Genomic DNA, 22,872 nt, shown 5'->3' with positions numbered 1-22,872 from the left:
GCTCCCACGGGAGCCCTTCTCATTACTCGGCTGTCGCCGTCTTCTGCTTGCGCGTCACCCAGAGGCTCAGCCCCATGGAGAGCGCCAGAATAGCGGCGACCACTCCCAGCGCAATGCCGGTCGGGATCTTGAACACATCGAGCAGCAGCATCTTCACCCCGATAAACATCAGGATCGCTGCCAAGCCATATTTGAGCAGGGCGAAGCGCTCGGCCACCCCGGCCAGCAGGAAGTACATGGCCCGCAGCCCCATGATGGCGAAGATATTCGAGGTGAGCACGATGAAGGGATCGGTCGTCACCGCGAAGATAGCCGGTATGCTGTCCACCGCGAAGATGAGATCGCTCACCTCCACCAGTACCAGGATGAGCAGGAGCGGCGTGGCGTAGCGTACCCCGTCGCGCAGCACGAAGAACTTCTCCCCCTCCAGGGTTTCGGTTACCTTGAAGCGGCGGCGCATCCAGCCGAGCAAGGCGTTGTTCTCGAGATCCGGCTCCTTGTCGGCCGCCCACAACATCTTGGCGCCGGTCAGCAGCAGGAAGGCGCCGAACAGATAAAGGATCCAGTGGAACTGTTCGATGAGCCAACTACCGGCAAACACCATACCGGCACGCATGACGATGGCCCCCAACACGCCGTAGAGCAGTACCCGGCGTTGCAGCTCTGCCGGGATGGCAAAGTAGCCAAACAGCATCAGCCAGACGAAGACATTGTCCACTGCCAACGCCTTCTCGATGAGGTATCCGGTGAAGAACTCCACCGCCTTCTGATGAGCGACGGCCTCACCCACATTGCTCTGATACCACCACCAGATAGCCAGGTTGAACAGCATCGCCACGGCAAACCACACCAGCGACCAGATCCCCGCTTCCTTGAGGGAGACCTTGTGCGCCTTGCCACCCCCAACGAAGCGAATATCAACCCACAAGAGGAGCAAGACGATGGCGAAGAAGCCACCCCACAACCACATTTGTTCCATTTTTCAGTCCTCCAAAACGACAAAACCCACGTCCGAAAGGCGTGGGTTTGCATTTGGAGCAGATAGACCTCGCCTTTCGGCAAGGTCTCACTTACGGACTCGTGTCCGCCCGGCTACCGGATGCGCGCTGCGCACCGAATTGACGATAGGCCGGCAAAGAAGTTACTCCCCTTGATGGGGCGGAGAATAGCAGGGCGGTTAAACCGCGCCAAGGGAAATCTGTGGGCCCGCGCACAAAAAAGAGGGGGCCTTGCCCCCTCTTTTCATGCTTACAGCGGATCGGCCTTGAGGCAGGAGACTGCATGGCTGAAGTTCCCCTCCAGCACGGGACGGGTCTTGGCACACTCGGGCCCGGCCAGGGGGCAGCGGGTGCGGAACACACAACCCGACGGCGGATTCATGGGCGACGGTAGATCCCCCTCGAGGATCTGGATGGTCTTGCTGCGCTCCAGGTCCGGATCCGGGATCGGCACCGCCGACATCAGGGCCTTGGTATAGGGGTGCAGGGGGTTGGCGTAGATCTCCTTGCCTTCACCGAGCTCCACCGCATTGCCCAGGTACATCACCAGCACCCGATCCGAGATATGTTTGACCACCGACAGATCGTGGGCGATGAAGATGAGCGACAGCCCCATCTCCTTTTGCAGGGATTTGAGCAGGTTTACCACCTGAGCCTGGATCGACACATCCAACGCCGAGACCGGCTCGTCGCAGATGATCATCTTGGGCTCGAGGATCAGCGCCCGGGCGATGCCGATACGCTGGCACTGGCCGCCGGAGAACTCGTGAGGATAACGGTTCACCAGGTTGGGCAGCAGACCCACCTTGCTCATCATGGCGCGCACGCGGCCCTTCACCTCATCCTTCGAGAGCTCGGGATAGAAGGTGATGAGCGGCTCGGCGATGATGTCGCCTATGGTCATACGTGGATTGAGCGAGGCCAGCGGGTCCTGGAAGATCATCTGGATCTCTTTGCGCTTCTCGCGCAGCGCCTGGTGATCCAGCTTGGTCAGGTCGTTACCCAGCCACACCACCTTGCCCGCCGTGCTCGGCACTAGGCCTATGATGGCACGGGCGAAGGTCGACTTGCCGCAGCCCGACTCCCCCACCACGCCCAGGGTCTCCCCCTCATAGAGGCGCAGGGTCACCCCGTCCACCGCCTTGAGGGTAGAGGGCTTGGCCCAGGGCCAGGCCCGATCGCTCTTGATGCTGAAGTGCACCTTGAGGTCGGAGACCTCGAGCAGCAATTTCTTCTCGACTGTCATACCGCCTCCTTGCCCATGACTTCAGATACCCAGTGACAGGCCCGCTGGCGCCCATCGCCAAACGGAGTCAGTACAGGGGACTGGCTGCGACAAATGTCGCTCACCCGGTGGCAACGCTCCTGGAAGGGGCAGCCCACGGGCAGACGCAGCAAGTTGGGCGGGTTGCCCGGTATGGTCGGCAGCACCTCGCCCTCGGTGTCGAGACGGGGAATGGCGCGCAGCAACCCTTCGGTGTAGGGATGGCTCGGGCGGTAGAAGATGTCATTGACCTTGCCGTACTCCATGGTCCGACCGGCGTACATCACCAATACCTTGTCGCAGATGCCGGCCACCACCCCGAGGTCATGGGTGATCATGATGATGGAGGTGTTGAACTCACGCTTGAGCTCTGCCATCAGCTCCATGATTTGGGCCTGCACCGTCACATCCAGCGCCGTGGTCGGCTCATCGGCGATCAGCAGCTGGGGCCGGCACAAGAGCGCCATGGCGATCATCACCCGCTGGCGCATACCGCCAGAGAACTCGTGGGGGTACATGCCCATGCGCTTGCGCGCCTCGGGGATCTTCACCGCATCGAGCATACGCACCGACTCTTCGAAGGCGGCAGCCTTGGTCAACCCCTTGTGCAACATCAGCACTTCCATCAGCTGATCCTTCACCTTCATGTAGGGGTTCAGCGAGGTCATGGGGTCCTGGAAAATCATGGCGATCTTCTCGGAGCGAATACGGTTGAGCTTGGACTCGGGCAGGTTCAGGATCTCGTCGCCCTGGAACTTGGCCGACCCTGTGATGATGCCGTTCTTGGCCAGCAGCCCCATGATGGCAAACGCAGTCTGGGACTTGCCTGAACCCGATTCCCCGACGATCCCCAGAGTCTCGCCGGCAGAGAGGGAGAAGTTGAGGTCGTTCACGGCCACCACATTGCCGTCCGGGGTCTTGAACTCGACCCGCAGATCTTTTACATCCAGTAACTTCATAAAAACTCCTTATCAGTCTTGTGACGCTTTATTAACGACCCATAGGACACGCGATTAGCGGTCCTTCGGATCGAGGGCGTCACGCAGACCGTCCCCGAGGAAGTTGAAGCAGAACAGGGTCACCACCATGAAACTGGCGGGGAACAGGAGCTGCCAGGGGGCGACTTCCATCGCCTTGGAGCCTTCGTCCAGCAGGGCACCCCAGCTGGTCATCGGCTCCTGGACCCCGAGGCCAAGGAAGCTCAGGAAGGATTCGAACATGATCATGCCCGGCACCAGCAAGGTGGCGTAGACGGCCACGATACCGAGCACGTTCGGCACTATGTGGCGGGTAATGATCTTCCACTTCGACACGCCGCAGACGTGGGCCGCCTCGATGAACTCCTTGCTCTTGAGGCTCAGGGTCTGGCCGCGCACGATACGGGCCATGTCGAGCCAGCTCACCGCACCGATGGCGAGGAAGATGAGCGCCAGGTTACGGCCGAAGAAGGTCACCAGCATGATGACGAAGAACATGAAGGGGAAGGCGTTGAGCACCTCGAGCAGTCGCATCATCAGGCTGTCGACGCGTCCGCCGATAAAGCCTGATGCGGCGCCATACAGGGTACCTATGATGACGGCCACCAGGGCACCCATGATACCGACCATGAGCGAGATACGCCCGCCCAGCAGGGTACGCACGAACAGATCGCGCCCCAGGCTGTCAGTGCCGAACCAGTGACCCGTCTCCATATCCGGCGCAGACTGCATGGCATTCCAGTCCGGATCGTCGAAGGTGTACTGGGAGAGGTGCGGGCCCACTATCACCGCCACCGAGATGATGGCCAGAATGATAAGGCTGGTGAGCGCCGCCTTGTTACGGAAGAAACGCCGCCGTGCGTCCTGCCACAGGGAGCGACCTTCCACCTCCATTTGCTGGGCGAACGACTCGACCACAGCACGTTTTTCTGTTGATACAACCATGATCTACTCCCTGATCAATAACGAATTTTCGGGTCGATAAAGGCATACAGGATATCGACCACGGCGTTGAAGGTGATGGTGAGTGCGCCGACCAGGATGGTCAGGCCAAGCACCATGGAGTAGTCACGGTTCAGCGCTCCGTTAACGAACAGCTGACCAATTCCCGGCAGGCCGAAGATGGTCTCGATCACGACCGACCCCGTGATGATGCCCACAAACGCCGGGCCCAGGTAGGAGACCACCGGCAGCATGGCTGGACGCAGGGCGTGACGCAGTATGATGTAGCGCAGGGGCAACCCCTTGGCGCGAGCAGTACGAATGAAGTTGGAGTTCATGGTCTCAATCATGCTGCCCCGCATGATGCGGGAGATGGCCGAGATGTAGTACATCATCATGCCAAACACCGGCAGTACCATAAACTGGACACCGCCCCCCTGCCAGCCACCGGCCGGTAGCCAGCCGAGGTGGATACTGAAGAAGAGCACCAGTAGGGGCGCCAACACGAAGCCCGGTATCACCACCCCCGCCATGGCCGACGACATCAGCAGATAGTCGATGGCCGTGTTTTGCTTGAGAGCGGCTATGGTGCCGAAGGTCACCCCAAGCAGCACGGCAAACAGGAAGGCCACCGAGCCAATCTTGGCGGAGACCGGCAGCGCCTCACTCACCAGATCGTTGACGGAGAAGTCCTTGTACTTGAACGAGGGACCGAGATCCCCCTGCACCAGGTTACCCAGGTAGGTGAGATACTGTACCCCGATCGGCTTGTCGAGCCCGTACTTGGCCTCGATGTTGGCCATGACTTCGGGTGGCAGGGAACGTTCGCTACTAAACGGGTTACCCGGCGCGAAACGCATCATGAAAAAGGAGACGGTGATGAGCACCAGCAGCGTCGGAATCGCTTCCAGAAGACGCTTGAAGATAAATTTCAACATAGACAATACCTGTCCTAACTGCTTCCAAAGGGTCGCTTTGTAATGAGGGGCCCACCCGGCGGGTGGACCCCCTGCTTCTTATGCGACTCGACCCATCAATGGGCGATGATGTACATGTCCTTGCTGTAGAGGTTGTCCAGCGGGTTGGCCGGATAGCCGCCTACATAGGGCTTGACCATACGCGGAATGACGTACTGATAGATGGGAGCGATCGGCATATCCTTCGCCAGAATAGCCTCAGCCTGGGCATACAAGTTGTTACGAGCCACATCGTCCGCCACATCGCGGGACTCATTCATCAGCTTGTCATAGGCAGAGTTAGAGTACTTGCCGTCATTGTTACCATGAGTGGTCTGCATCAGGTCCAGCATGGAGGAGGCTTCGTTGTAGTCGGCAACCCAACCGGCGCGACTGACGTCAAACTGGCCCTGTTTCTTGGTCTCGATGTAGGTCTTCCACTCCTGATTGACCAGGCTCACCTGAACGCCGAGCTTCTTCCACATGGAGGCCACAGCCACGGCCACCTTCTTGTGGTTGTCATCGGTGTTATAGAGCAGCTCAAACTTGAGCGGGTTGCCCGGGCCGAAACCGGCTTCGGTCAACAGCGCTTTAGCCTTGGCATCACGCTCGGCCTGGGTCATCTTCGACCACTCGGCCACGACGGGTTTGAAACCATCAACATAATCCGGGGTCAGACCATAAGCGGGGGTTTGGCCCTGGCCCATCACCTTGTCGGCGATCACGTCACGATTGACCGCATAGGAAAGAGCGGTACGCACCCGTACATCGTCAAACGGCTTCTTCTTGAAGTTGAACTGGTAGAAGTAGGTAGAAACCTGGCCAGTCACCTTCAGCTCGTTCGGGTAGTCTTTTTTGAGCTGCTTGAAGCGCTCGATCGGAGTGTTCTTGGTCATATCCAGCTCACCGGCCAGATAGCGGTTCAGCTCGGCGTTGGTGGACTGGATCGGCAGATAGGTCACCTTGTTGATGACGGTCTTGGCGTCGTCCCAGTAGCTCTTGTTGCGCTCGAGCTCGATGCGCTCATTGACCACCCAGTTCTTCAGCACATAAGCGCCGTTGGACACCATGTTGCCGGGCTGGGTCCACTTCTCGCCAAACTGCTCGATCACCTTCTTAGGCACCGGATAGGTGGTGGTGTGGGAGAGCATGCTGACAAAGTAGGGAATGGCTTTCTCGAGTTGTACCTCGAAGGTGTAATCATCGGTCGCCTTCACACCCAGGGTATCAGCCGGCTTCTTGCCAGCGATGACGGCGGAGGCGTTAACGATGGTTGGCATCTCCAGATACCAGGAGTAGGGAGAGGCGGTCTTGGGATCCACAGCGCGCTGGAAGGCGTAGACGAAGTCGTGGGCGGTGACCGGATCCCCGTTGGACCACTTGGCGTTTTTACGCAGGTGGAAGACATAATGCTTGTTGTCCTTGGTCTCCCAGGACTCAGCGACGCCTGGCAGCACTTCCCCTTTGGGGCCAGAAGTGACCAGTCCTTCAAACAGGTCGCGCAAGACTGCGGATTCTACGTCACCTTCAGTCTTGTGCGGATCCAAAGTGGCGGGCTCGGAGCCGTTGCCCTTCACCAACTCTTGTACATCCGCCAACTTGGTACCGGCGGGAACCTCGGCTGCCTGCACCGAACCGCCAAACAGGGCTGCAACCAACAATGTGTTTATAATCGTTTTTTTGTGAGTCATTTCCATACTCCAACAAGAACATTCCATGCTGACATCCATTCACGAGAAAAAATCCCGCTTGGCGCATAATTCCCTGCACTATTGAATAATGCAATAGTTTCGTGCGTTATCCCTGGCTATTTCTGGATAGAAAGCCATCAAATCGCGGCGCCGGCAGAATTTCTTAACGTGGAAATGGCGTTTTATTGTACAAATCCGCTCGATTGTAGGTAATCAACACCTAAAAGGGAACAAATAAAAAACCGGCCACAAGGGCCGGTTTGTCAGCATGTTCGGGCTTAAACAAGCGCAGGAAACATCGCCTTGATCCCCGCCACCATGATCTCGATGCCCAGAGCCATCATGATGAGCCCCATGATACGAGTCACCACGTTGATACCCGTGTTGCCCATCAGCTTGAACAGCAGCGGCGCGGCACGGAAGATGAGCCAGGAACAGAACGAGAAGACCACCACCACGATGGACATGCCGATAAGCTGCTGCCAGTGACTCTGGCTGGCATAGACGATGACCGACGAGATGGCGCCCGGCCCGGCCATCAAGGGCAGCGCCAGAGGAACCACGGCGATCGACTCGCGAGCGGCCAGCTCCCCCTTCTCTTCCTTGTTATGTTTTACCTCACCGAGCTTACCCTGCAGCATGGACCAGGCGATCAGGGTAATGAGCGAACCACCGGCGATACGAAACGATGCCAGAGAAATACCAAATCCATCGAGAATAAGCTGACCCAGATACATGGAGACCAGCAGGATCACCATCACCGCCAAGTTGGCTGTGGTGTTGGTCTTCATCCGTTCGGCCGGGCTCTGATGGCTGGTCAAACTGACAAAAACCGGCAGCAACCCGAGCGGGTTGATGATGGCGATGAGGCCAATGAAAAATTTGAGATAGAGGGAGAAGTCGAGTTCAGCCATGGCGTCCTGTTCACACTGAAGGGCGATGTTCAAAGCATGCGTAAATTTACATCAACACTATGGCGCAGGCCAATTAGTTAATCTTGGCCATTTGCCCTGATTCCAGATAATCCGGCTAATAACACACAAGTTTGCAACACAACATTGGTCAGCACAGACCCGAACTTCGTCACACTCAGCACAATCTAGCAACAAGACGGTCACATCACGAAATACCTCATCCTACTCCACTACCGAGTCGCACCCCGACCTCGGGCGAAGGAGACTAATTCACCGTATTTGATTCAATTTGTAATAGAAAATCTCTCATGATGTCCTCTTCTTTCCCTTGGTCACTCTCTGCACAAAGGGGTGATTAACGCTGAACAACCACGCAAAAACAGGACTAATACCTTGTTTTTAAAAAACAAAAAACCAAAGCGCCGCATATATCACCGCCCGTTCCGGCCTGACTCTGTTGCGGCGTGAGGCGATGAAAAAAAATTTCTTTTGTTCTTTTGTTACATTTGATCGGGATCAATTTTTTCAGGGTTCCCTCGCCCCTATAATCGGTGTCGAAAGCAGTTTAACAAGGCATGCAATACCCAGATAGAGTGAATGGCTCACCGAGCTGTGGCTATAATTGCCAAGCCTGAAAATTTCTCACAACGTTTTGTTAAACAGTTTTCAAAAATCATCAGGAGATGACATCTATGGCAGTAACCAACTTGGCAGAACTGGATGCACTGGTCGCCCGTGTGAAGGAAGCTCAGCGTGAATTCGCTACTTTCTCTCAAGAGCAGGTTGACAAGATCTTCCGCGCCGCTGCCCTGGCCGCCAACAACGCCCGTATTCCCCTGGCCCAGATGGCCGTCGAAGAGTCCGGCATGGGCATCATCGAAGACAAGGTGATCAAGAACCACTTCGCCTCCGAATACATCTACAACAAGTACAAGGAAGAGAAGACCTGCGGCATCCTCAGCGAGGATGACGAGATGGGCACCATCACCATCGCCGAGCCGGTGGGCATCATCTGCGGTATCGTACCGACCACCAACCCGACCTCTACCGCGATCTTCAAATCTCTCATCTCCCTGAAGACCCGCAACGCCATCATCTTCTCTCCGCACCCCCGCGCCAAGAATGCCACCAACACCGCTGCCAAGCTGGTTCTGGATGCCGCTATCGCCGCCGGTGCACCGAAAGACATCATCGGCTGGATTGACCAACCCTCTGTTGAGCTCTCCAACGCCCTGATGAAGCACAACGACATCAACCTGATCCTGGCCACCGGTGGCCCGGGCATGGTGAAGGCCGCCTACTCCTCCGGTAAGCCGGCCATCGGCGTGGGTGCCGGTAACGTACCTGTCGTCATCGACGAAACCGCCGACGTCAAGCGTGCCGTCGCCTCCGTACTGATGTCCAAGACCTTCGACAACGGTGTGGTCTGTGCCTCTGAGCAAGCCGTCATCGTCGTTGACGCCGTCTACGACCAGGTGAAAGAGCGCTTCGCCTCCCACAAGGGCTATGTGCTGGCCAAAGACGAAGCCGACAAGGTTCGCAAGGTCATCCTGATCAACGGCGCCCTGAACGCCAACATCGTTGGCCAACCGGCCATCAAGATCGCCGAAATGGCCGGTGTCACCGTGCCTGCCGACACCAAGATCCTGATCGGTGAAGGCCTGAAAATCTGTGAAGAGGAAGAGTTCGCTCACGAGAAGCTCTCCCCGCTGCTCGGTATGTTCCGCGCCAAGACCTTCGAAGAAGCCGTCGAGATGGCCTGCGACATGGTCAACCTGGGTGGTATCGGCCACACCTCCGGTCTCTACACCGACCAGGATCGCAACGCCGACCGCATCAAGTACTTCGGCGACAAGATGAAGACCGCTCGTATCCTGATCAACACCCCGACCACTCAGGGCGGTATCGGCGACCTGTACAACTTCGCCATGGCTCCTTCCCTGACGCTGGGTTGCGGCTCCTGGGGTGGTAACTCCATCTCCGAGAACGTGGGTCCCAAGCACCTGATCAACAAGAAGACAGTCGCAAAACGGGCAGAAAACATGCTGTGGCACAAACTTCCGAAATCCATCTACTTCCGTCGTGGCTCCCTGCCGATCGCCCTTGGCGACCTGGAAGGTAAGAAGCGCGCCATGATCGTGACCGACCGCTTCCTGTTCAACAACGGCTATGCCGATGAAGTGGTGCGCCTGCTCAAGGGCATGAACATGGAAGTGGAAGTGTTCTACGAAGTAGAAGCTGACCCGACCCTGACCGTGGTGCGTAAGGGTGCCGAAATGGCCAACTCCTTCAAACCGGACGTGATCGTCGCCCTGGGTGGTGGTTCACCGATGGATGCGGCCAAGATCATGTGGGTGATGTACGAACACCCGAACACCGCGTTCGAAGACCTGGCCATGCGCTTCATGGACATCCGCAAGCGTATCTACAAGTTCCCGAAGATGGGCGTGAAGGCCGAGCTGGTCTGTATCACCACCACTTCCGGTACCGGTTCTGAAGTGACTCCGTTTGCGGTCGTGACCGACGACGCCACCGGCGTGAAGTACCCGCTGGCCGACTACGAGCTGACCCCGAACATGGCTATCGTCGACGCCAACCTGGTGATGGGCATGCCCAAATCCCTGTGCGCCTTCGGTGGTATCGACGCCGTCACTCACGCCATGGAAGCTTACGTTTCCGTACTGGCCAACGAGTACTCCGACGGTCAGGCCCTGCAAGCTCTGAAACTGCTGAAGGAATACCTGCCCTCCAGCTATCAGAACGGTGCCAACGACCCGATCGCTCGTGAGAAGGTACACAACGCGGCCACCATCGCCGGTATCGCGTTTGCCAACGCCTTCCTGGGTGTGTGTCACTCCATGGCCCACAAGCTGGGTGCCGAGTTCCACATTCCGCACGGTCTGGCCAACGCCCTGCTGATCAGCAACGTCATCCGCTACAACGCGAATGACAACCCGACCAAGCAGACCGCGTTCTCCCAATACGACCGTCCGCAGGCTCGCCGTCGCTACGCCGAAGTGGCCGACCACCTGGGTCTGACCGCCGCCGGTGACCGCACCGCCGCCAAGATCGAGAAGCTGCTGACCTGGCTGGACGAGCTGAAGGCCACCCTGGGTATCCCGGCCTCCATCCGCGAAGCCGGCGTATCCGAAGAAGCCTTCCTGGCCGCCGTTGATCAGCTGGCCGTAGAGGCCTTCGATGACCAGTGCACCGGCGCCAACCCGCGCTACCCGCTGATCAGCGAACTCAAGCAGGTGCTGCTGGACTCCTACTACGGTCGTCCCTTCACCGAGGGCACTGCAGCCGCCGAAGCCCCCAAGGCCGAGAAGGTTGACAGCAAGAAGAAGGCCAAAGCCTAATCTTCTTCGCTCTAAAGATAAGCCCGCGCACAGCGCGGGCTTTTCTTTTCTGCTATCTCCTTGCTAGGTTTAGCTATATAGCGCAAAGGGATAACGCCATGCCATTGATCCAGGCCTCTATCGAGCAGCTGCGAGTCGGTCACTTTGTCCACCTGCCTGGCGGGTGGAAAAACCACCCCTTCATGTTCAATGCGTTCAAGATAAAGGATGAGGATCAACTCAACATCATTCGCCATCTCGACTCCACCATGCTGGTGATGGTGGATACCGACAAGAGCGATCTCCCCCTTGAGCCGCTGATCCGCGGTGAGGTGATCAAAGAGCCCCCCCCCATTCCGGTGATTGCTGAACCATCGGGGCCACTCCCCTTCGATGAGAAGGCGTTTCGACGCTCCATGCGGGTGGCCGAGAAAGCCTTTAGCCAGTCCGTATCGGAGCTTCGCGACGCACTTGGAGCACTCAACCTCAAACCCGATGAAGGATTGGCCAACACGGCACAGATAGTGCGCAATGCGGCCGCTCAGATAGCCCTGCATGAGGGGCCCCTCGGTCTGCATCTTATTCGCTCAACCCACGCCGATGTCTTGCTGCAGCACAGCCTCAATGTGGCCTACCTGGCCATGTTAATGGCACGAGAACTTGGCATGACCCCCATCGAGATCGAGGAGGTGGGACTGGCCGGCCTGGTCCACGATATCGGTGAACTCAGGGTGCCCACCCAGATCACCCAGAAGCGGGGAGAGCTGAACAAGGCCGAAATCAATTTCTTGCGCATGCACCCTCAATACGGATTCGAGATGCTGACCCAGCTCAAGGCCTTCGAGCCCAAGATCCGCGCCGTGGCCTTACAGCATCATGAGCGGCTCGATGGCAGTGGCTATCCCAAGGGACTCAAGGGTGAAGACATCTCCCCCCTCACGCGTCTCATCAGCCTGGTGGACTACTATGACGAGTTGCTCCACCCGCGTATGAGTGGCTTCCCTGCACCACCCAATCAGGTGGTCAGCCAGCTCTTCAAACAGTCTCAGGGTAAATTTGAACCAGACCAGGTGAAGTTGCTCATCAAAATTCTGGGGATCTATCCGCCAGGGACACTGGTGCAGCTCTCTGACGAGAGCATCGCGCTGGTACTCTCCTCCGAGCCATCGTCGGCACTGAAACCCAAGATCCTCCCTTACATCAAGGGGCAGAGGCAGGAAGGGGTTGCCATGGTGGATCTGAAAGAGGATGAGCGCACCATAGTTCGGGCCTGTCTTATCGAAGAGCTCGACGAGGCACAGCGTCAGTTTTTCAACCTGAGCCGCCGCTTCAGTTATTATTTTGCTTTCTGAGTTATCCCCAGAAGCTGGGGATAACTCATTGGACAACCCTGAATAATCTATTCGGACCACCCATTCCCTGCTCTATCGTACCGTGTGCAAAAAATCGACGCCTATGGCATCAGTTATCTCCTGTCAGGGAGATGAGTCTGTGAGAGAGATCTCGTTATGATGCCCCCGGACTTCCACTGATCCCACCAGCGCGTACCATGGCGCCGTTTTTCAGCAAGGATGAATATGATGCTGCTGGTTCTCTCCCTGCTGCAACAGATGAGCGTCTTTCTGGTCATCGCCTATCTCTTCTCCAAGACACCGCTGTTTCACCCCTTGGTCAACTACTCGGTCCGACTTCCCCACAAGGTGGTGATCTATTTCCTCTTCTCTTCGTTCTGCATCATGGGCACCTATTTTGGCCTGGAGACCCAGGGGGCCATCGCCAACACCCGCGCTGTGGGTGCCGTATTGGGCGGATTGCTGGGGGGTCCCCTGACCGGTCTGTTGGTGGGCCTCACCGGTGGCCTGCATCGCTGGACTCTGGGTGGCTTCACCGATGTGGCCTGCGCCATCTCCACCACAGTCGAGGGGCTGCTCGGCGGTCTGGTCCACTGGTATCTACTGCGCCGCGACCGCCTCGATACCCTGTTTCATCCCAAGGTTGCTCTCATCACCACCTTCGTGGCCGAAGCGCTGCAGATGATCATCATTCTGCTGGTAGCCCGCCCATTCGCCGACGCCCTCGAGTTGGTGCGCCACATCGCCATCCCCATGCTCACCGCCAACGCCCTCGGCGCGGCGCTGTTTATCAGCATGATCCGCGATCAGAAATGGATGTATGAAAAATTCTCGAGCGACTCGTCCGCCAAGGCTCTTCGCATCGCCCAGCGCACCGTGGGTCTGCTGCACGACGGCTTTACCCCGGAGGCAAGCCGAGCCATTGCCCGCATCGTGCAGGAAGAGACGGGGGTGGGGGCCGTAGCCATCACGGATCGGCACGCCATCCTCGCCTTCACCGGTATCGGGCAGGACCATCACCTGCCGGGCACCCCCATCTCCTCCCCACTCACCCTGGATGCCATGACGCTGAATCGGGTGCTGTTTGCCGATGGCAACAGCACTCCCTATCAATGCTCTCTGGCCAGTCACTGCCCGCTCGGCTCTGTGCTGGTTATCCCGTTGCAGGGTGAGCAGGAGGTGATCGGCACCATCAAGCTCTATGAGCCGAGGCAGCGACTCTTTCTGAAATTCAATCGCACCCTGGGTGAGGGTATCGCCACCCTCCTCTCCCACCAGCTACTCAGCGGCCGGCTCGAGCAGCAAAAACACCAGCTGATGCAGGCCGAGCTACGGCTACTGCACACTCAGGTCAACCCCCATTTTCTCTTTAACACCCTCAACACCATAGGTGCCATCACTCGCAGTAACCCTCAGCGAGCACGGGAGCTGCTCCTGCACCTCTCCCGCTTCTTTCGCAAGAACTTAAAACGCCAGGAGAAGCTCTCAACCCTGGCCGAAGAGCTGGAACACTGCGATGACTATCTCGAGATCGAGCTGGCTCGCTTTGGCGATCGTCTGAGCGTCGAACGCCACATCGACCCCGCCCACCTGCCTCTGAAACTGCCGAGTTTCACCCTGCAGCCCCTCATCGAAAACGCCATCAAACACGGCACGGCGCAGCTGCTCACCCAGGGCAAGATCCTCATCTCCAGTGCAGACCTGGGGGAACTGGTGACCCTCACCATTGAGGACAATGCCGGCTTGTGGCAACGGGAAGAGGCAGGCGACGGGCTGGGCATGACGCTGGTAGAGCGCCGTCTCATGAGCGCCTGCGGCCCCCGAGCCACCCTGACCGTCGAGTGCCAACACGGCAGCTATACCCGCACCATACTGAGCCTACCCAGAGAGCCGCTATGATCACCGCCCTCATCATTGATGACGAACACTATGCCCGTGCCGAGCTCAAGGCGCTGCTGGCCGAGCAAGACGACCTTCAAATTCTGGGGGAGGCCGCCAACGCCATCGAGGCCCTGGCGCAGATCCAGCAGCACAAACCCGACGTGCTGTTTCTCGACATCCAGATGCCGCAGATCAGTGGCATGGAGCTGCTGGCACTGCTCACCTCCCCCATGCCGCGCATCGTCTTCGTTACCGCCTTCGACGACTACGCAGTGCAGGCTTTCGAGGAGAATGCCTTCGATTACCTGCTCAAACCCATAGAGCCCCGCCGACTCGACAAGACGCTGCGGCGGCTGCGTCAGGATCTCGCCCCTCAGGCCCTCGCCTCCCTGATTCCGCCTCTCACCCGACTGCCCGTTTACTGCCACGACCGGGTCAGGGTATTGCCGCTCGATGAGGTGGAGGTCGCCTTCTCCGATCCCGGTGGCGTGCATGTTTACTCTCATCAGGGCGAAGTGCTGCACACCCAGCTAACGCTCAAGACGCTGGAGGAACGCACCCCTCTGCTACGCTGCCACCGCCAGTATCTGGTCCACCCCAACGCGATACGCGAGCTGCACACCGATGGCCATCAGGTGGAGCTGATTACCTCCTGCGGTCAGGCGGTACCGGTGAGCCGTCGTTTCCTGCGTTCAATCCGGGATCAGCTCGGCCTGACGTGAGGCAGATCACAACTGATAACCGCTTATCGTGTCATCCCACCGCTCGCGGCAAAGAGGCTGCAAAGTGACACCTGCGCTCCTACCATGCCAAGCACAATAAAAGAAAAGGAGCGTCGAAATGATCTGGTTTTTCCTCTGCGTCGGTTTACTCGTAGCCGGCTACTTCATCTACGGCAAGTTCGTAGAGAACATCTTCGGGCCCAAGCCCGAGCAGGCAACACCGGCCATGACCATGGCCGACGGGGTGGACTATGTCCCCATGTCGGACAAGAAGGTCTACCTGGTGCAGCTACTCAACATCGCCGGCGTCGGCCCCATCTTCGGCCCCATCCTGGGCGCCCTCTATGGCCCGGTCGCCATGCTGTGGATCGTGTTTGGCTGTATCTTTGCGGGTGCGGTGCACGACTATTTCTCCGGCATGCTGTCGGTACGCGCCAAGGGCGCCTCTGTGCCGACCGTGGTCGGTGAGCATCTGGGCACCGCCGCCAAGCACTTCATGAACCTGTTCGCCGTGGTGCTGTTGATGCTGGTGGGCGTGGTGTTCGTGTTGAGCCCGGCGGGCCTCTTGGCCAACCTAACCTCCACCGACCTGGTCTACTGGATTGGCGCCATTTTTGCCTACTACATCCTCGCGACCATAGTCCCCATCGACAAGATCATCGGCCGCTTCTATCCCATCTTCGGCGCCCTGCTGGTGTTCATGTCGGTCGGTCTTATCGTTGGCCTCATCGCCTCGGGCAAGGGGTTCTACAACACCGGGATGGATTTCTCCAACCTGCACCCGACCGAGCTACCGCTGTGGCCACTCTTGTTCATCACCATCGCCTGTGGCGCTGTCTCGGGCTTCCATGCCACCCAGTCCCCACTGATGGCGCGCTGCATGCAGAACGAGAAATCCGGCCGTTTCATCTTCTACGGAGCCATGATAGGTGAAGGCATCATCGCCCTCATCTGGTGCACCCTTGGCCTCTCCTTCTACGAGAGCACCGATGCCCTGAACGCCACCCTGGCCAATGGCGGTCCCTCTGCCGTGGTGCATGAGGTCTCCACCAGTCTGCTCGGCACCGTGGGCGGTATCCTGGCCATCCTGGGCGTGGTGATCCTGCCCATCACCTCCGGTGACACCGCGTTTCGCAGCGCCCGTCTCATCGTCGCCGACTTCCTGAACCTGACTCAGAAGCCGATGGCCAAGCGACTGCTCATTGCCATCCCCATGTTCGTCCTGGGCTTCATCATCTCCAAGGCCGAGTTCGGGGTGATCTGGCGCTACTTCGGCTGGGCCAACCAGACAACGGCCGTCATCATGCTGTGGGCCGCCGCCGCCTATCTCATCAAAGAGGGTAAGCTGCACTGGATCTGCACCATTCCGGCCATGTTCATGACCTCAGTGTGCATCACCTACTTGGCCAACGCCCCCATCGGCTTTGGGATGGGAATGACCGTATCCACCGTGATCGGGATCGGCACCACCCTGGCCCTCACCGTGGCCTTCCTGGTGAAGTTCCGACCGGCTGCTCTCGTCGACGAACGCAGCTCCTGACATAACAAGGGCGCCGTTAGGCGCCCTTTCCTTCTCTCCGATGATGAAACGTCCCCTATGGGGATCCGCCACTTTCCTTTCCCCCTCAATAAGTTGACTCCCGTAGTCCATTTTCTTCCGCCAGCAACCCTCATTTGGTCAGTCTCCCATCAGGCAGGGATCGCCGCCGATAAGCTGACCCGCAGCATTGGGCAGACAAACCCGACCGAACCCAGAACCTTAGCCCGCCTCAGCCATTTCCAGATGAGGACCTATTCCGCGCCTTATAACCAACGCTCGCAACGAGACTCAAATGCTTATGCGTAAATGGTTGGATGGTTCATTAAAGCTTCATGTGGAAACCTTTTTCACCATCTAGACTGTGCTGGTGATAAAAAAACCAACAACGGGATAACCGCAGTTCCCCACCACACATACCGGTATTTACGTGCGTACTCACTCAGCCTATCGCCCCGGCGTCAAACCGGTGGTGCCGCCGGTGAGCACCCCCTTGTCATGCAACAAGGCAATCATTAACGGGAAGAGGGAATTTCTTTCATGAATATCAATAACCTGACCAAGTGTTACCAGTCGATCACCCTGATGGGTGAAGTAACCCAGGTCGATGCCAGAGCGGCTCGTTTCGATCTGACCCTGGCCTCGGGCGACGTGATCACCGCTCTGGTGACCAAGACCACCTGGTACGAGGTCCTCAAGAATCTGGCCGACGATAACCGTGATCGCGTACCCAATCCGAGCCAAGAGGAGTTGGTGGAAGCCCTGGGTCGACGCGAGAGCGCTACCGACGGCGAGCTGTGGGATGCCCAGGCCCAGCTCTACAAGTATCTCAAGGCGGGCTGCATGATCTGCGTCTCTGGCGTCTACAGCCAAGCAGACGGCCAATCCCAGCTGTCGGCCCGACGCGTAGTGCTGATGCACTCCAACCCGAACAAATACGGCTGGGAAGACAACCACTGGTGGAACCAGCAGATCAACACTCTGTTTGAGCAGTGGCTCGACACCCTGTTCGAATCCAAGCGTGAGCTGGACGAGAACGACTTCGCCCGTCACTACCGCACCTATCTGGGCATGGTCGGTAATCAGCTGGATAACAGCTCTCAGGAGTGCGCCACCCTGTCGCGCTTCTTGTATGGTCTCTCCTCTTCCTACCTGCTGACCGGCAACGATCGCGCCCTGTCGGCGGCGCGAGCCTGTGCCAAGTACCTGATCAACGCCTACGCCATTTTGAGCCACGACAGAGAGTACTGCTTCTGGAAGTTCAGTCGGGTCAAGGATGAGAACACCACCCGCGAGATCCTGGCCTCCCAAAACTATGACGATCTCGGCACCTATGCGCTCTACGAGCAGATCTACGCACTCTCTGGCCTGGCCCAGTACTATCGCATCACCCAGGATCCCTGGGTATTGAGCTACATAGTTCGCACCATGGCAGCGTTCGAAACCTTCTATCTGGACGCCTTCCGCGACGGAGACCCCTGCTTCACCGGCCAGGGGGGTTACTTCTCCCACATCGACACAGTGACCATGCGCCCCGACGCCGTCTCCCTGGATCGAGGCCTGTATAACAACAAGGAGAAGAAGAACTGGAACTCGATCGGCGATCACATCCCCGCCTATCTGATCAACTTGCTGGTATCGGTCGATCCCCTACCCAAGTCGTCCCATTCGGCCGCCTGGGAAGAGCTGCGCAGCCTGTGCCAGAAGATGCTGGATGACTGCGTCGAGAACATCATCAACCACTTCCCCCCCGAAGATGAGTCCAAGTTCGTCAACGAGCGTTTCACCAAGGACTGGCAGCCGGATCACACCTGGGGTTGGCAGCAGGACAGAGGCATAGTGGGCCATAACCTGAAGATCTCCTGGAACCTGACCCGCTGCGGCCACTATTACGAGCAGCGGGCAACCCGTGCCGACGAGGTGGGTGACGTCCAGACCCGTGACAAGTGCCGGCAGCAGGCCCGACGCTGCTATGACACTGCGCTGCGCCTTGGCCATAACATGTCTGAAGTCGGCGTCGATCTGCTGCGCGGCGGCATCTTCGACGCGCTGGAGCGCCATCCCAAGAACGGCATGCCGACCGAATTTGCCTGGGATCCGACCAAGGACTTCTGGCAGCAAGAGCAGGCCATTCTGGCCTTCTACATCATGCACGGCATTGACGAACAGGCCGATCCGGATGGCAAGCTGCTGCGACTGGCTCGCCACTGCTCCGCCTTCTGGAACCTCTTCTTCCTGGATCACGACCAGCGACGAGTACATTTCAGAACAACCGAGAGCGGCGAGCCGGTGATCGACGGCCAGTACGGTAACCAGGCCGGGCACGCCATCGCTGGCTATCACGCCTTCGAGTTGAACTACCTGGCCAACCTCTACATCCACACCTATGTGAAGGGGGACAGCTTCTCCCTCACCTACTGCCCGATGCACAACAGCAGTGTCACCACGTTGAACGTGATGCCCGATTTCTTCCGGCCCAAGGATCTCATCATCATCAACGTCAAGGTCAACGGCATGGTGGTGGACATCCAGGACAAGACCCGTTTCCAGATCGACATCTCCTCCTATCCGGAGGGAGCCGTGATCGAAGTGGAATACCTGCCCCTGCGCCACGGCAAGACCACGGAGCGGGAGATCAAAGACGCCCGCCTGGCCATCAGCAAGATCGGCATGCAGCGCTAACCCGGGGGGGCGACTCGCCCCCTCCTTCCTTTCACAGGAGATCCCTATGGATATGCAACTGCTCAGCGGCAAGCGGGTGGCGGTGATCGCCGAACACAAGTTCATCCCGGAGGAGTTCGACGCCTATCGCTATAACTTCGCCCTGCTCGGTATGGAGGTCGATTTCATCTCCCGCCTCTGGTATGGCGACTACAAGCCGGGCCACCCGAGCTGGAAGTCCCCCGTTTTCTACGGGGATGTCGATCCCAGCGACAACGACCCCTGGCAGGGCCCGAACAAGATCCAGCTGGGCGACAACATGGACGTGAGTCAGGTCCGCCTGGAGGACTACGACGCCATCATCATGTCCGCTAACTACGTCAGTGTGCGCCTGCGCTACACCGAGATGGCGGACGCCTCGTCGGCCCGGGAATTTGTTCAGTCAGCCCCCGTGCCCAGACTGTTTGCCCAGGCGATGGCCCGCAAGGATCTGGTCAAGGGGGCGCTATGCCACGGCTTGTGGGCCCTGACCCCCTTCCCCGAGCTGCTCAGCGGCCGCAAGGTCACCTGCCATACCGTGGTCATGGCCGACATCCTCAACTGCAACGCCGACATCCAGTTCGAGAGTGACGGCAGTGGCGCCATGGCCCCCAGCAAGGTGGTGGTCGACGACGATCTCGTCACCGGATTTAGCAAGCACGAGGTAGTCCCCTTCATCCGCGCCATCGCCAACCAGATAGCGGCACGTGCCGCACGCAACTGACACAAGGAGTGACATCATGGCAGGAAAAGTACTGATCGCCGTCTCCGAGCACGGCTTCTGGGTCGAAGAGCTGCTCAAACCCCTGGATCACCTGAAGGCGGCCGGCATCGGCTTCGACTTCCTGGTGAACAAGGGAGACAAGGTGCCCTTCCCGGACGGCGCCAGCCTGGATTCGACCTATAGCGATCCTCCCCTGGGCCGCCCCGTCACCTCCCCCGAGCTCGCGGTACGCGGTAAAGACATGGACTGGGACAGCCTGTTTGCGAACCGCATCGCCTTGCAGGAGTGGTTTCCGGTTCGCCCCTATCTGAGCAGCCGCGACGGCTACCTGGGCGCCCTTGAGCACTACTACACGGCGCGGACCCAGGCTTGGGAGCGCATCGACGAATACGACGCCCTGCTGCTGGTGGGCGGAAGCGGTCCCGTGGTCGACATGGTCAACAACAGTCGGCTGCACGACCTGATCCTGGGTTTTTACTACAAGGACAAGCCGATCGCCGCCGAATGTTACACCGTCGCCTGCCTGGCCTTCGCCCGCGAGTTCGATCAACGCAAGTGTCTGCTCGAAGGCAAGCATGTCACCGGCCACACCATGGAGTACGACTACACCTCGGGCTGGGCCGTGATGGCCGGGGAGCAACCCCTGGTGTTCGATGCCCCACCCTATCCGCTCGAGTACATACTGCGCGATGCAGTCGGGCCTCAGGGCCAGTTCCACGGCAATGTGGGACGGCTGACCTCGGTCATCGTCGACTATCCCTTCATCACCAGCCGCTCTGTTGGGGAATCTGATCTGTGCGGCCAGAAGCTGGTCGAGGTGCTGCAACGCGGCCTCAGACGCTTCGGCTGGTAGGGAGCATGCCATGGACAACCTGACAATGGTGCGCTTCTTTCGCACCCTGCACCGTGCGGACGGCGGCTATGCCGACACCCAGGACAGCGCAACCGATCTCAGGGCCTGTCTCAGCGCAATCAAGGGGCTGGCCATGCTTGGCCAGCCCTGCGCCGAGGATCATGCCCTGTGTGACTACATTCAAGACTGCTGGAGTGGCGAAGGCTTCGCCCTGCACCCCGGAGAAGCGCCGAGCCCCTTCGACACGGCCGTGGGCCTGATCGCCCTGCACGCGCTGGGGCGCCGCGACCTGCTCGAGCGCTATCGGGCCAAGGCCCAGGCCTTCATGGCCGAGCGTGCCGCCAACCAGTACGACTTCTTCATGTTGATTGCCGCCTACGACGAGTGCGGCTTTACCGAGCCCCTGCCATCGGCGGCCACCGATTTCTTCCAGGATGCGGCACGGTTGGACGCCTTGCCGGACGCCGCCATCGCCTGTGCCTCCCTGCTGCGGGCTGGCCGCAGCGCGCCAGCCCTGCACGATCAACCGAACCGTCTGCTTCGTGAGCAGGGGACAGACGGCGGATACGGCCAACCAAGCAACCTGTTTTCCACCTACTGTGTGATGCGGCTGGCTGCCCTGACGGGACACATGCCGGACAGTGCCCGCCTGAACCACTACCTGGCCAACCTGGCCACACCCGACGGCTATGGCGACGGACGGGGCCCCACCAGTGCCGGCGCCATCTACCAGGTGCTCAGCATTCGAAACTGGCTCGCCGAGTTGCAGCGTCAACCGGTCGAGATGGCCCGGTGTGGCGATCTGGACGGTCTGCGCCGTTGGCTGGATCAGGGGGGCGATCCCAACACCTATGATGCCGATGGTTGGACCCCCTTGCTCGGCGCCGCAGCTCATGGCCAGAGCGGCGCCGTCGACTTGCTGCTGAGCCATGCCACGCATCCGGCCGATCCCGAGCTCAGACTGGTCGCCGCCGACGCCCTGCCCATCTACCTGGCTGGCCAATCCGGCGATCTGGCCACAGTACGCCGCCTGCTGCGGGCCAACCCGGCCCATCTGCACGCCATCAGCCGCGTCAATGGCCACACCGTGCTGTTACAAGCCGCCTTCTATGGACGAGAGGTCCATCAGGTCCTGGCCCGTTTTCTGCTCGAGCAGGCCGACACCCTGGACACGACGCCCGGCCTCACCCTGACCCAGAAACGGGCCAGGCTGCTGTGCGCCACCAATGTGCGCGGCTACTCGGCCCGCTCCATGCAGGATCTGTGGCATAACCAGCAGATGATCGCCCTGCTGACACCCTACTACCCGAGCGATCCCGCCGAGGCCAAGGCCATGGCGCGCCAGCAGCAGGACTATTACGAGCAGCTGCTACTCGCCATAGCCGATCCCCAGGCACTCACCGAGCGGCTGATCTCCGCCATTGAGCAGCACCTCCAGGACGGTGGGGCAAGCGGCGAGCTGGCCCGTCACAGGGTGGAGGCCATCTTGGCCCAACCCGAGCTGGAAATAGACAGACTCGGTGGCCCCTTGCAACAACCCCCTCTGGTTTTTGCCATCACTGGCGTCGACAACGATCAGGCCCAGGCCGATCGACGCCATGCCTTGGTTAAGCTGCTCCTGGACAAGGGCGCCGACCCCAGAGTGCGCGAGCACCACCCCATGGCCATCGGCGCCGTGATCCGGGCCTCGGTACTCAACCAGTTTGCCCTGTTGCAGCTGCTGGCCGACTACATGACGCCGTCCGACTTTGCCGCCGAGATGAACACCAGCCCGGCAGTCAACGGCCTGACCGCCATGCACGACGCCATCCACCGCGCCCTGACCTCACCGCCAGAAAAGCTCGAAGGCCACCTGGCGCAGATCCGCTGGATGCTGGCTCGCGGTGCCCGTCTGGATATGCCGGACCATACGGGCCAGACCCAGCGAGCCCTGGCGCTGGCGGCTCGCCAGGATCCCGAGACCTTCCCCCCCGCCAACGTCGAGGCCGTGCTATCGGCCATCGGCGAGGCCTGACGAGGAACC

At 59.2% G+C, this 22,872-nt stretch carries 16 protein-coding genes; 9 read left to right on the top strand and 7 right to left on the bottom strand.

The genetic code is table 11. The features are described from left to right. Nucleotides 1-22 precede the first annotated feature (22 nt). The 7 genes from BN1121_RS10870 to BN1121_RS10840 all read right to left on the bottom strand — a co-directional run bounded on the left by BN1121_RS10870 (nucleotide 23) and on the right by BN1121_RS10840 (nucleotide 7,742). Complete coding sequence (locus BN1121_RS10870; protein WP_005346937.1) at nucleotides 23-970, bottom strand: TerC family protein; 948 nt, start codon at nucleotides 968-970, stop codon at nucleotides 23-25. Between the two features lie 278 nt (nucleotides 971-1,248). Then, nucleotides 1,249-2,244, bottom strand: a complete 996-nt coding sequence (gene oppF / locus BN1121_RS10865) for a murein tripeptide/oligopeptide ABC transporter ATP binding protein OppF (RefSeq protein ID WP_005346935.1) — start codon at nucleotides 2,242-2,244, stop codon at nucleotides 1,249-1,251. Then, the gene (locus BN1121_RS10860; protein WP_005346933.1) at nucleotides 2,241-3,221 is read right to left on the bottom strand and encodes an ABC transporter ATP-binding protein; all 981 of its coding nucleotides are present in this window, start codon (nucleotides 3,219-3,221) and stop codon (nucleotides 2,241-2,243) included. The genes oppF and BN1121_RS10860 overlap by 4 nt, the downstream gene beginning before the upstream one ends. Nucleotides 3,222-3,275: 54 nt before the next feature. Beyond that, nucleotides 3,276-4,184, bottom strand: a complete 909-nt coding sequence (gene oppC / locus BN1121_RS10855; RefSeq protein ID WP_005346929.1) for an oligopeptide ABC transporter permease OppC — start codon at nucleotides 4,182-4,184, stop codon at nucleotides 3,276-3,278. Between the two features lie 14 nt (nucleotides 4,185-4,198). Continuing rightward, the gene (oppB, locus tag BN1121_RS10850) at nucleotides 4,199-5,119 is read right to left on the bottom strand and encodes an oligopeptide ABC transporter permease OppB (protein WP_005346926.1); all 921 of its coding nucleotides are present in this window, start codon (nucleotides 5,117-5,119) and stop codon (nucleotides 4,199-4,201) included. Nucleotides 5,120-5,214: 95 nt separating this feature from the next. Next, nucleotides 5,215-6,828, bottom strand: coding sequence for an ABC transporter substrate-binding protein (locus BN1121_RS10845; RefSeq protein WP_043157059.1), 1,614 nt, complete (start codon nucleotides 6,826-6,828; stop codon nucleotides 5,215-5,217). Nucleotides 6,829-7,106: 278 nt separating this feature from the next. Next, nucleotides 7,107-7,742 (bottom strand): YchE family NAAT transporter, encoded by a 636-nt coding sequence (locus BN1121_RS10840; protein WP_005346920.1) that lies wholly within the window; start codon nucleotides 7,740-7,742, stop codon nucleotides 7,107-7,109. Between the two features lie 683 nt (nucleotides 7,743-8,425). On the opposite strand from BN1121_RS10840, the gene adhE reads away from it, so the two are divergent. The 9 genes from adhE to BN1121_RS19030 all read left to right on the top strand — a co-directional run bounded on the left by adhE (nucleotide 8,426) and on the right by BN1121_RS19030 (nucleotide 22,863). Beyond that, nucleotides 8,426-11,101: a bifunctional acetaldehyde-CoA/alcohol dehydrogenase gene (adhE, locus tag BN1121_RS10835; protein WP_081606388.1), complete on the top strand. Its 2,676-nt coding sequence runs from the start codon at nucleotides 8,426-8,428 to the stop codon at nucleotides 11,099-11,101. A gap of 98 nt (nucleotides 11,102-11,199) precedes the next feature. Continuing rightward, the gene (locus tag BN1121_RS10830) at nucleotides 11,200-12,432 is read left to right on the top strand and encodes an HD-GYP domain-containing protein (RefSeq protein WP_005346914.1); all 1,233 of its coding nucleotides are present in this window, start codon (nucleotides 11,200-11,202) and stop codon (nucleotides 12,430-12,432) included. 228 nt (nucleotides 12,433-12,660) lie between these two features. Next, a complete protein-coding gene (locus BN1121_RS10825) occupies nucleotides 12,661-14,331 on the top strand; it encodes a sensor histidine kinase (protein WP_005346912.1) in 1,671 nt (556 codons plus the stop codon). Further along, nucleotides 14,328-15,035, top strand: coding sequence for a two-component system response regulator BtsR (gene btsR / locus BN1121_RS10820; RefSeq protein WP_005346910.1), 708 nt, complete (start codon nucleotides 14,328-14,330; stop codon nucleotides 15,033-15,035). The genes BN1121_RS10825 and btsR overlap by 4 nt, the downstream gene beginning before the upstream one ends. A gap of 118 nt (nucleotides 15,036-15,153) precedes the next feature. Then, nucleotides 15,154-16,575 (top strand): carbon starvation CstA family protein, encoded by a 1,422-nt coding sequence (locus BN1121_RS10815; RefSeq protein WP_005346907.1) that lies wholly within the window; start codon nucleotides 15,154-15,156, stop codon nucleotides 16,573-16,575. Between the two features lie 537 nt (nucleotides 16,576-17,112). Next, a complete protein-coding gene (locus BN1121_RS10810) occupies nucleotides 17,113-19,254 on the top strand; it encodes an AGE family epimerase/isomerase (protein ID WP_005346904.1) in 2,142 nt (713 codons plus the stop codon). 46 nt (nucleotides 19,255-19,300) lie between these two features. Continuing rightward, a complete protein-coding gene (locus BN1121_RS10805) occupies nucleotides 19,301-19,996 on the top strand; it encodes a DJ-1/PfpI family protein (RefSeq protein ID WP_005346902.1) in 696 nt (231 codons plus the stop codon). Between the two features lie 16 nt (nucleotides 19,997-20,012). Then, nucleotides 20,013-20,849 carry a type 1 glutamine amidotransferase domain-containing protein gene (locus BN1121_RS10800; protein WP_005346901.1) on the top strand — a complete coding sequence of 279 codons (837 nt, stop codon included), beginning with the start codon at nucleotides 20,013-20,015 and terminating at the stop codon, nucleotides 20,847-20,849. 10 nt (nucleotides 20,850-20,859) lie between these two features. Continuing rightward, nucleotides 20,860-22,863, top strand: a complete 2,004-nt coding sequence (locus BN1121_RS19030) for a hypothetical protein (RefSeq protein WP_005346898.1) — start codon at nucleotides 20,860-20,862, stop codon at nucleotides 22,861-22,863. Nucleotides 22,864-22,872 lie beyond the last annotated feature (9 nt).

Origin of the sequence: Aeromonas diversa CDC 2478-85, from assembly GCF_000819805.1 — a bacterium.
In the GTDB taxonomy this organism is placed as follows: domain Bacteria; phylum Pseudomonadota; class Gammaproteobacteria; order Enterobacterales; family Aeromonadaceae; genus Aeromonas; species Aeromonas diversa.
This window is presented reverse-complemented; position numbering and strand designations above follow the sequence as displayed.

What these genes read in the sequence shown, in the direction of transcription:
- BN1121_RS10870 (WP_005346937.1), bottom strand. Translation starts at nt 970, where the DNA reads ATGTGGTTGTGGGGTGGCTTCTTCGCCATCGTCTTGCTCCTCTTGTGG.
- oppF (WP_005346935.1), bottom strand. Translation starts at nt 2,244, where the DNA reads ATGACAGTCGAGAAGAAATTGCTGCTCGAGGTCTCCGACCTCAAGGTG.
- BN1121_RS10860 (WP_005346933.1), bottom strand. Translation starts at nt 3,221, where the DNA reads ATGAAGTTACTGGATGTAAAAGATCTGCGGGTCGAGTTCAAGACCCCG.
- oppC (WP_005346929.1), bottom strand. Translation starts at nt 4,184, where the DNA reads ATGGTTGTATCAACAGAAAAACGTGCTGTGGTCGAGTCGTTCGCCCAG.
- oppB (WP_005346926.1), bottom strand. Translation starts at nt 5,119, where the DNA reads ATGTTGAAATTTATCTTCAAGCGTCTTCTGGAAGCGATTCCGACGCTG.
- BN1121_RS10845 (WP_043157059.1), bottom strand. Translation starts at nt 6,828, where the DNA reads ATGACTCACAAAAAAACGATTATAAACACATTGTTGGTTGCAGCCCTG.
- BN1121_RS10840 (WP_005346920.1), bottom strand. Translation starts at nt 7,742, where the DNA reads ATGGCTGAACTCGACTTCTCCCTCTATCTCAAATTTTTCATTGGCCTC.
- adhE (WP_081606388.1), top strand. Translation starts at nt 8,426, where the DNA reads ATGACATCTATGGCAGTAACCAACTTGGCAGAACTGGATGCACTGGTC.
- BN1121_RS10830 (WP_005346914.1), top strand. Translation starts at nt 11,200, where the DNA reads ATGCCATTGATCCAGGCCTCTATCGAGCAGCTGCGAGTCGGTCACTTT.
- BN1121_RS10825 (WP_005346912.1), top strand. Translation starts at nt 12,661, where the DNA reads ATGCTGCTGGTTCTCTCCCTGCTGCAACAGATGAGCGTCTTTCTGGTC.
- btsR (WP_005346910.1), top strand. Translation starts at nt 14,328, where the DNA reads ATGATCACCGCCCTCATCATTGATGACGAACACTATGCCCGTGCCGAG.
- BN1121_RS10815 (WP_005346907.1), top strand. Translation starts at nt 15,154, where the DNA reads ATGATCTGGTTTTTCCTCTGCGTCGGTTTACTCGTAGCCGGCTACTTC.
- BN1121_RS10810 (WP_005346904.1), top strand. Translation starts at nt 17,113, where the DNA reads ATGAATATCAATAACCTGACCAAGTGTTACCAGTCGATCACCCTGATG.
- BN1121_RS10805 (WP_005346902.1), top strand. Translation starts at nt 19,301, where the DNA reads ATGGATATGCAACTGCTCAGCGGCAAGCGGGTGGCGGTGATCGCCGAA.
- BN1121_RS10800 (WP_005346901.1), top strand. Translation starts at nt 20,013, where the DNA reads ATGGCAGGAAAAGTACTGATCGCCGTCTCCGAGCACGGCTTCTGGGTC.
- BN1121_RS19030 (WP_005346898.1), top strand. Translation starts at nt 20,860, where the DNA reads ATGGACAACCTGACAATGGTGCGCTTCTTTCGCACCCTGCACCGTGCG.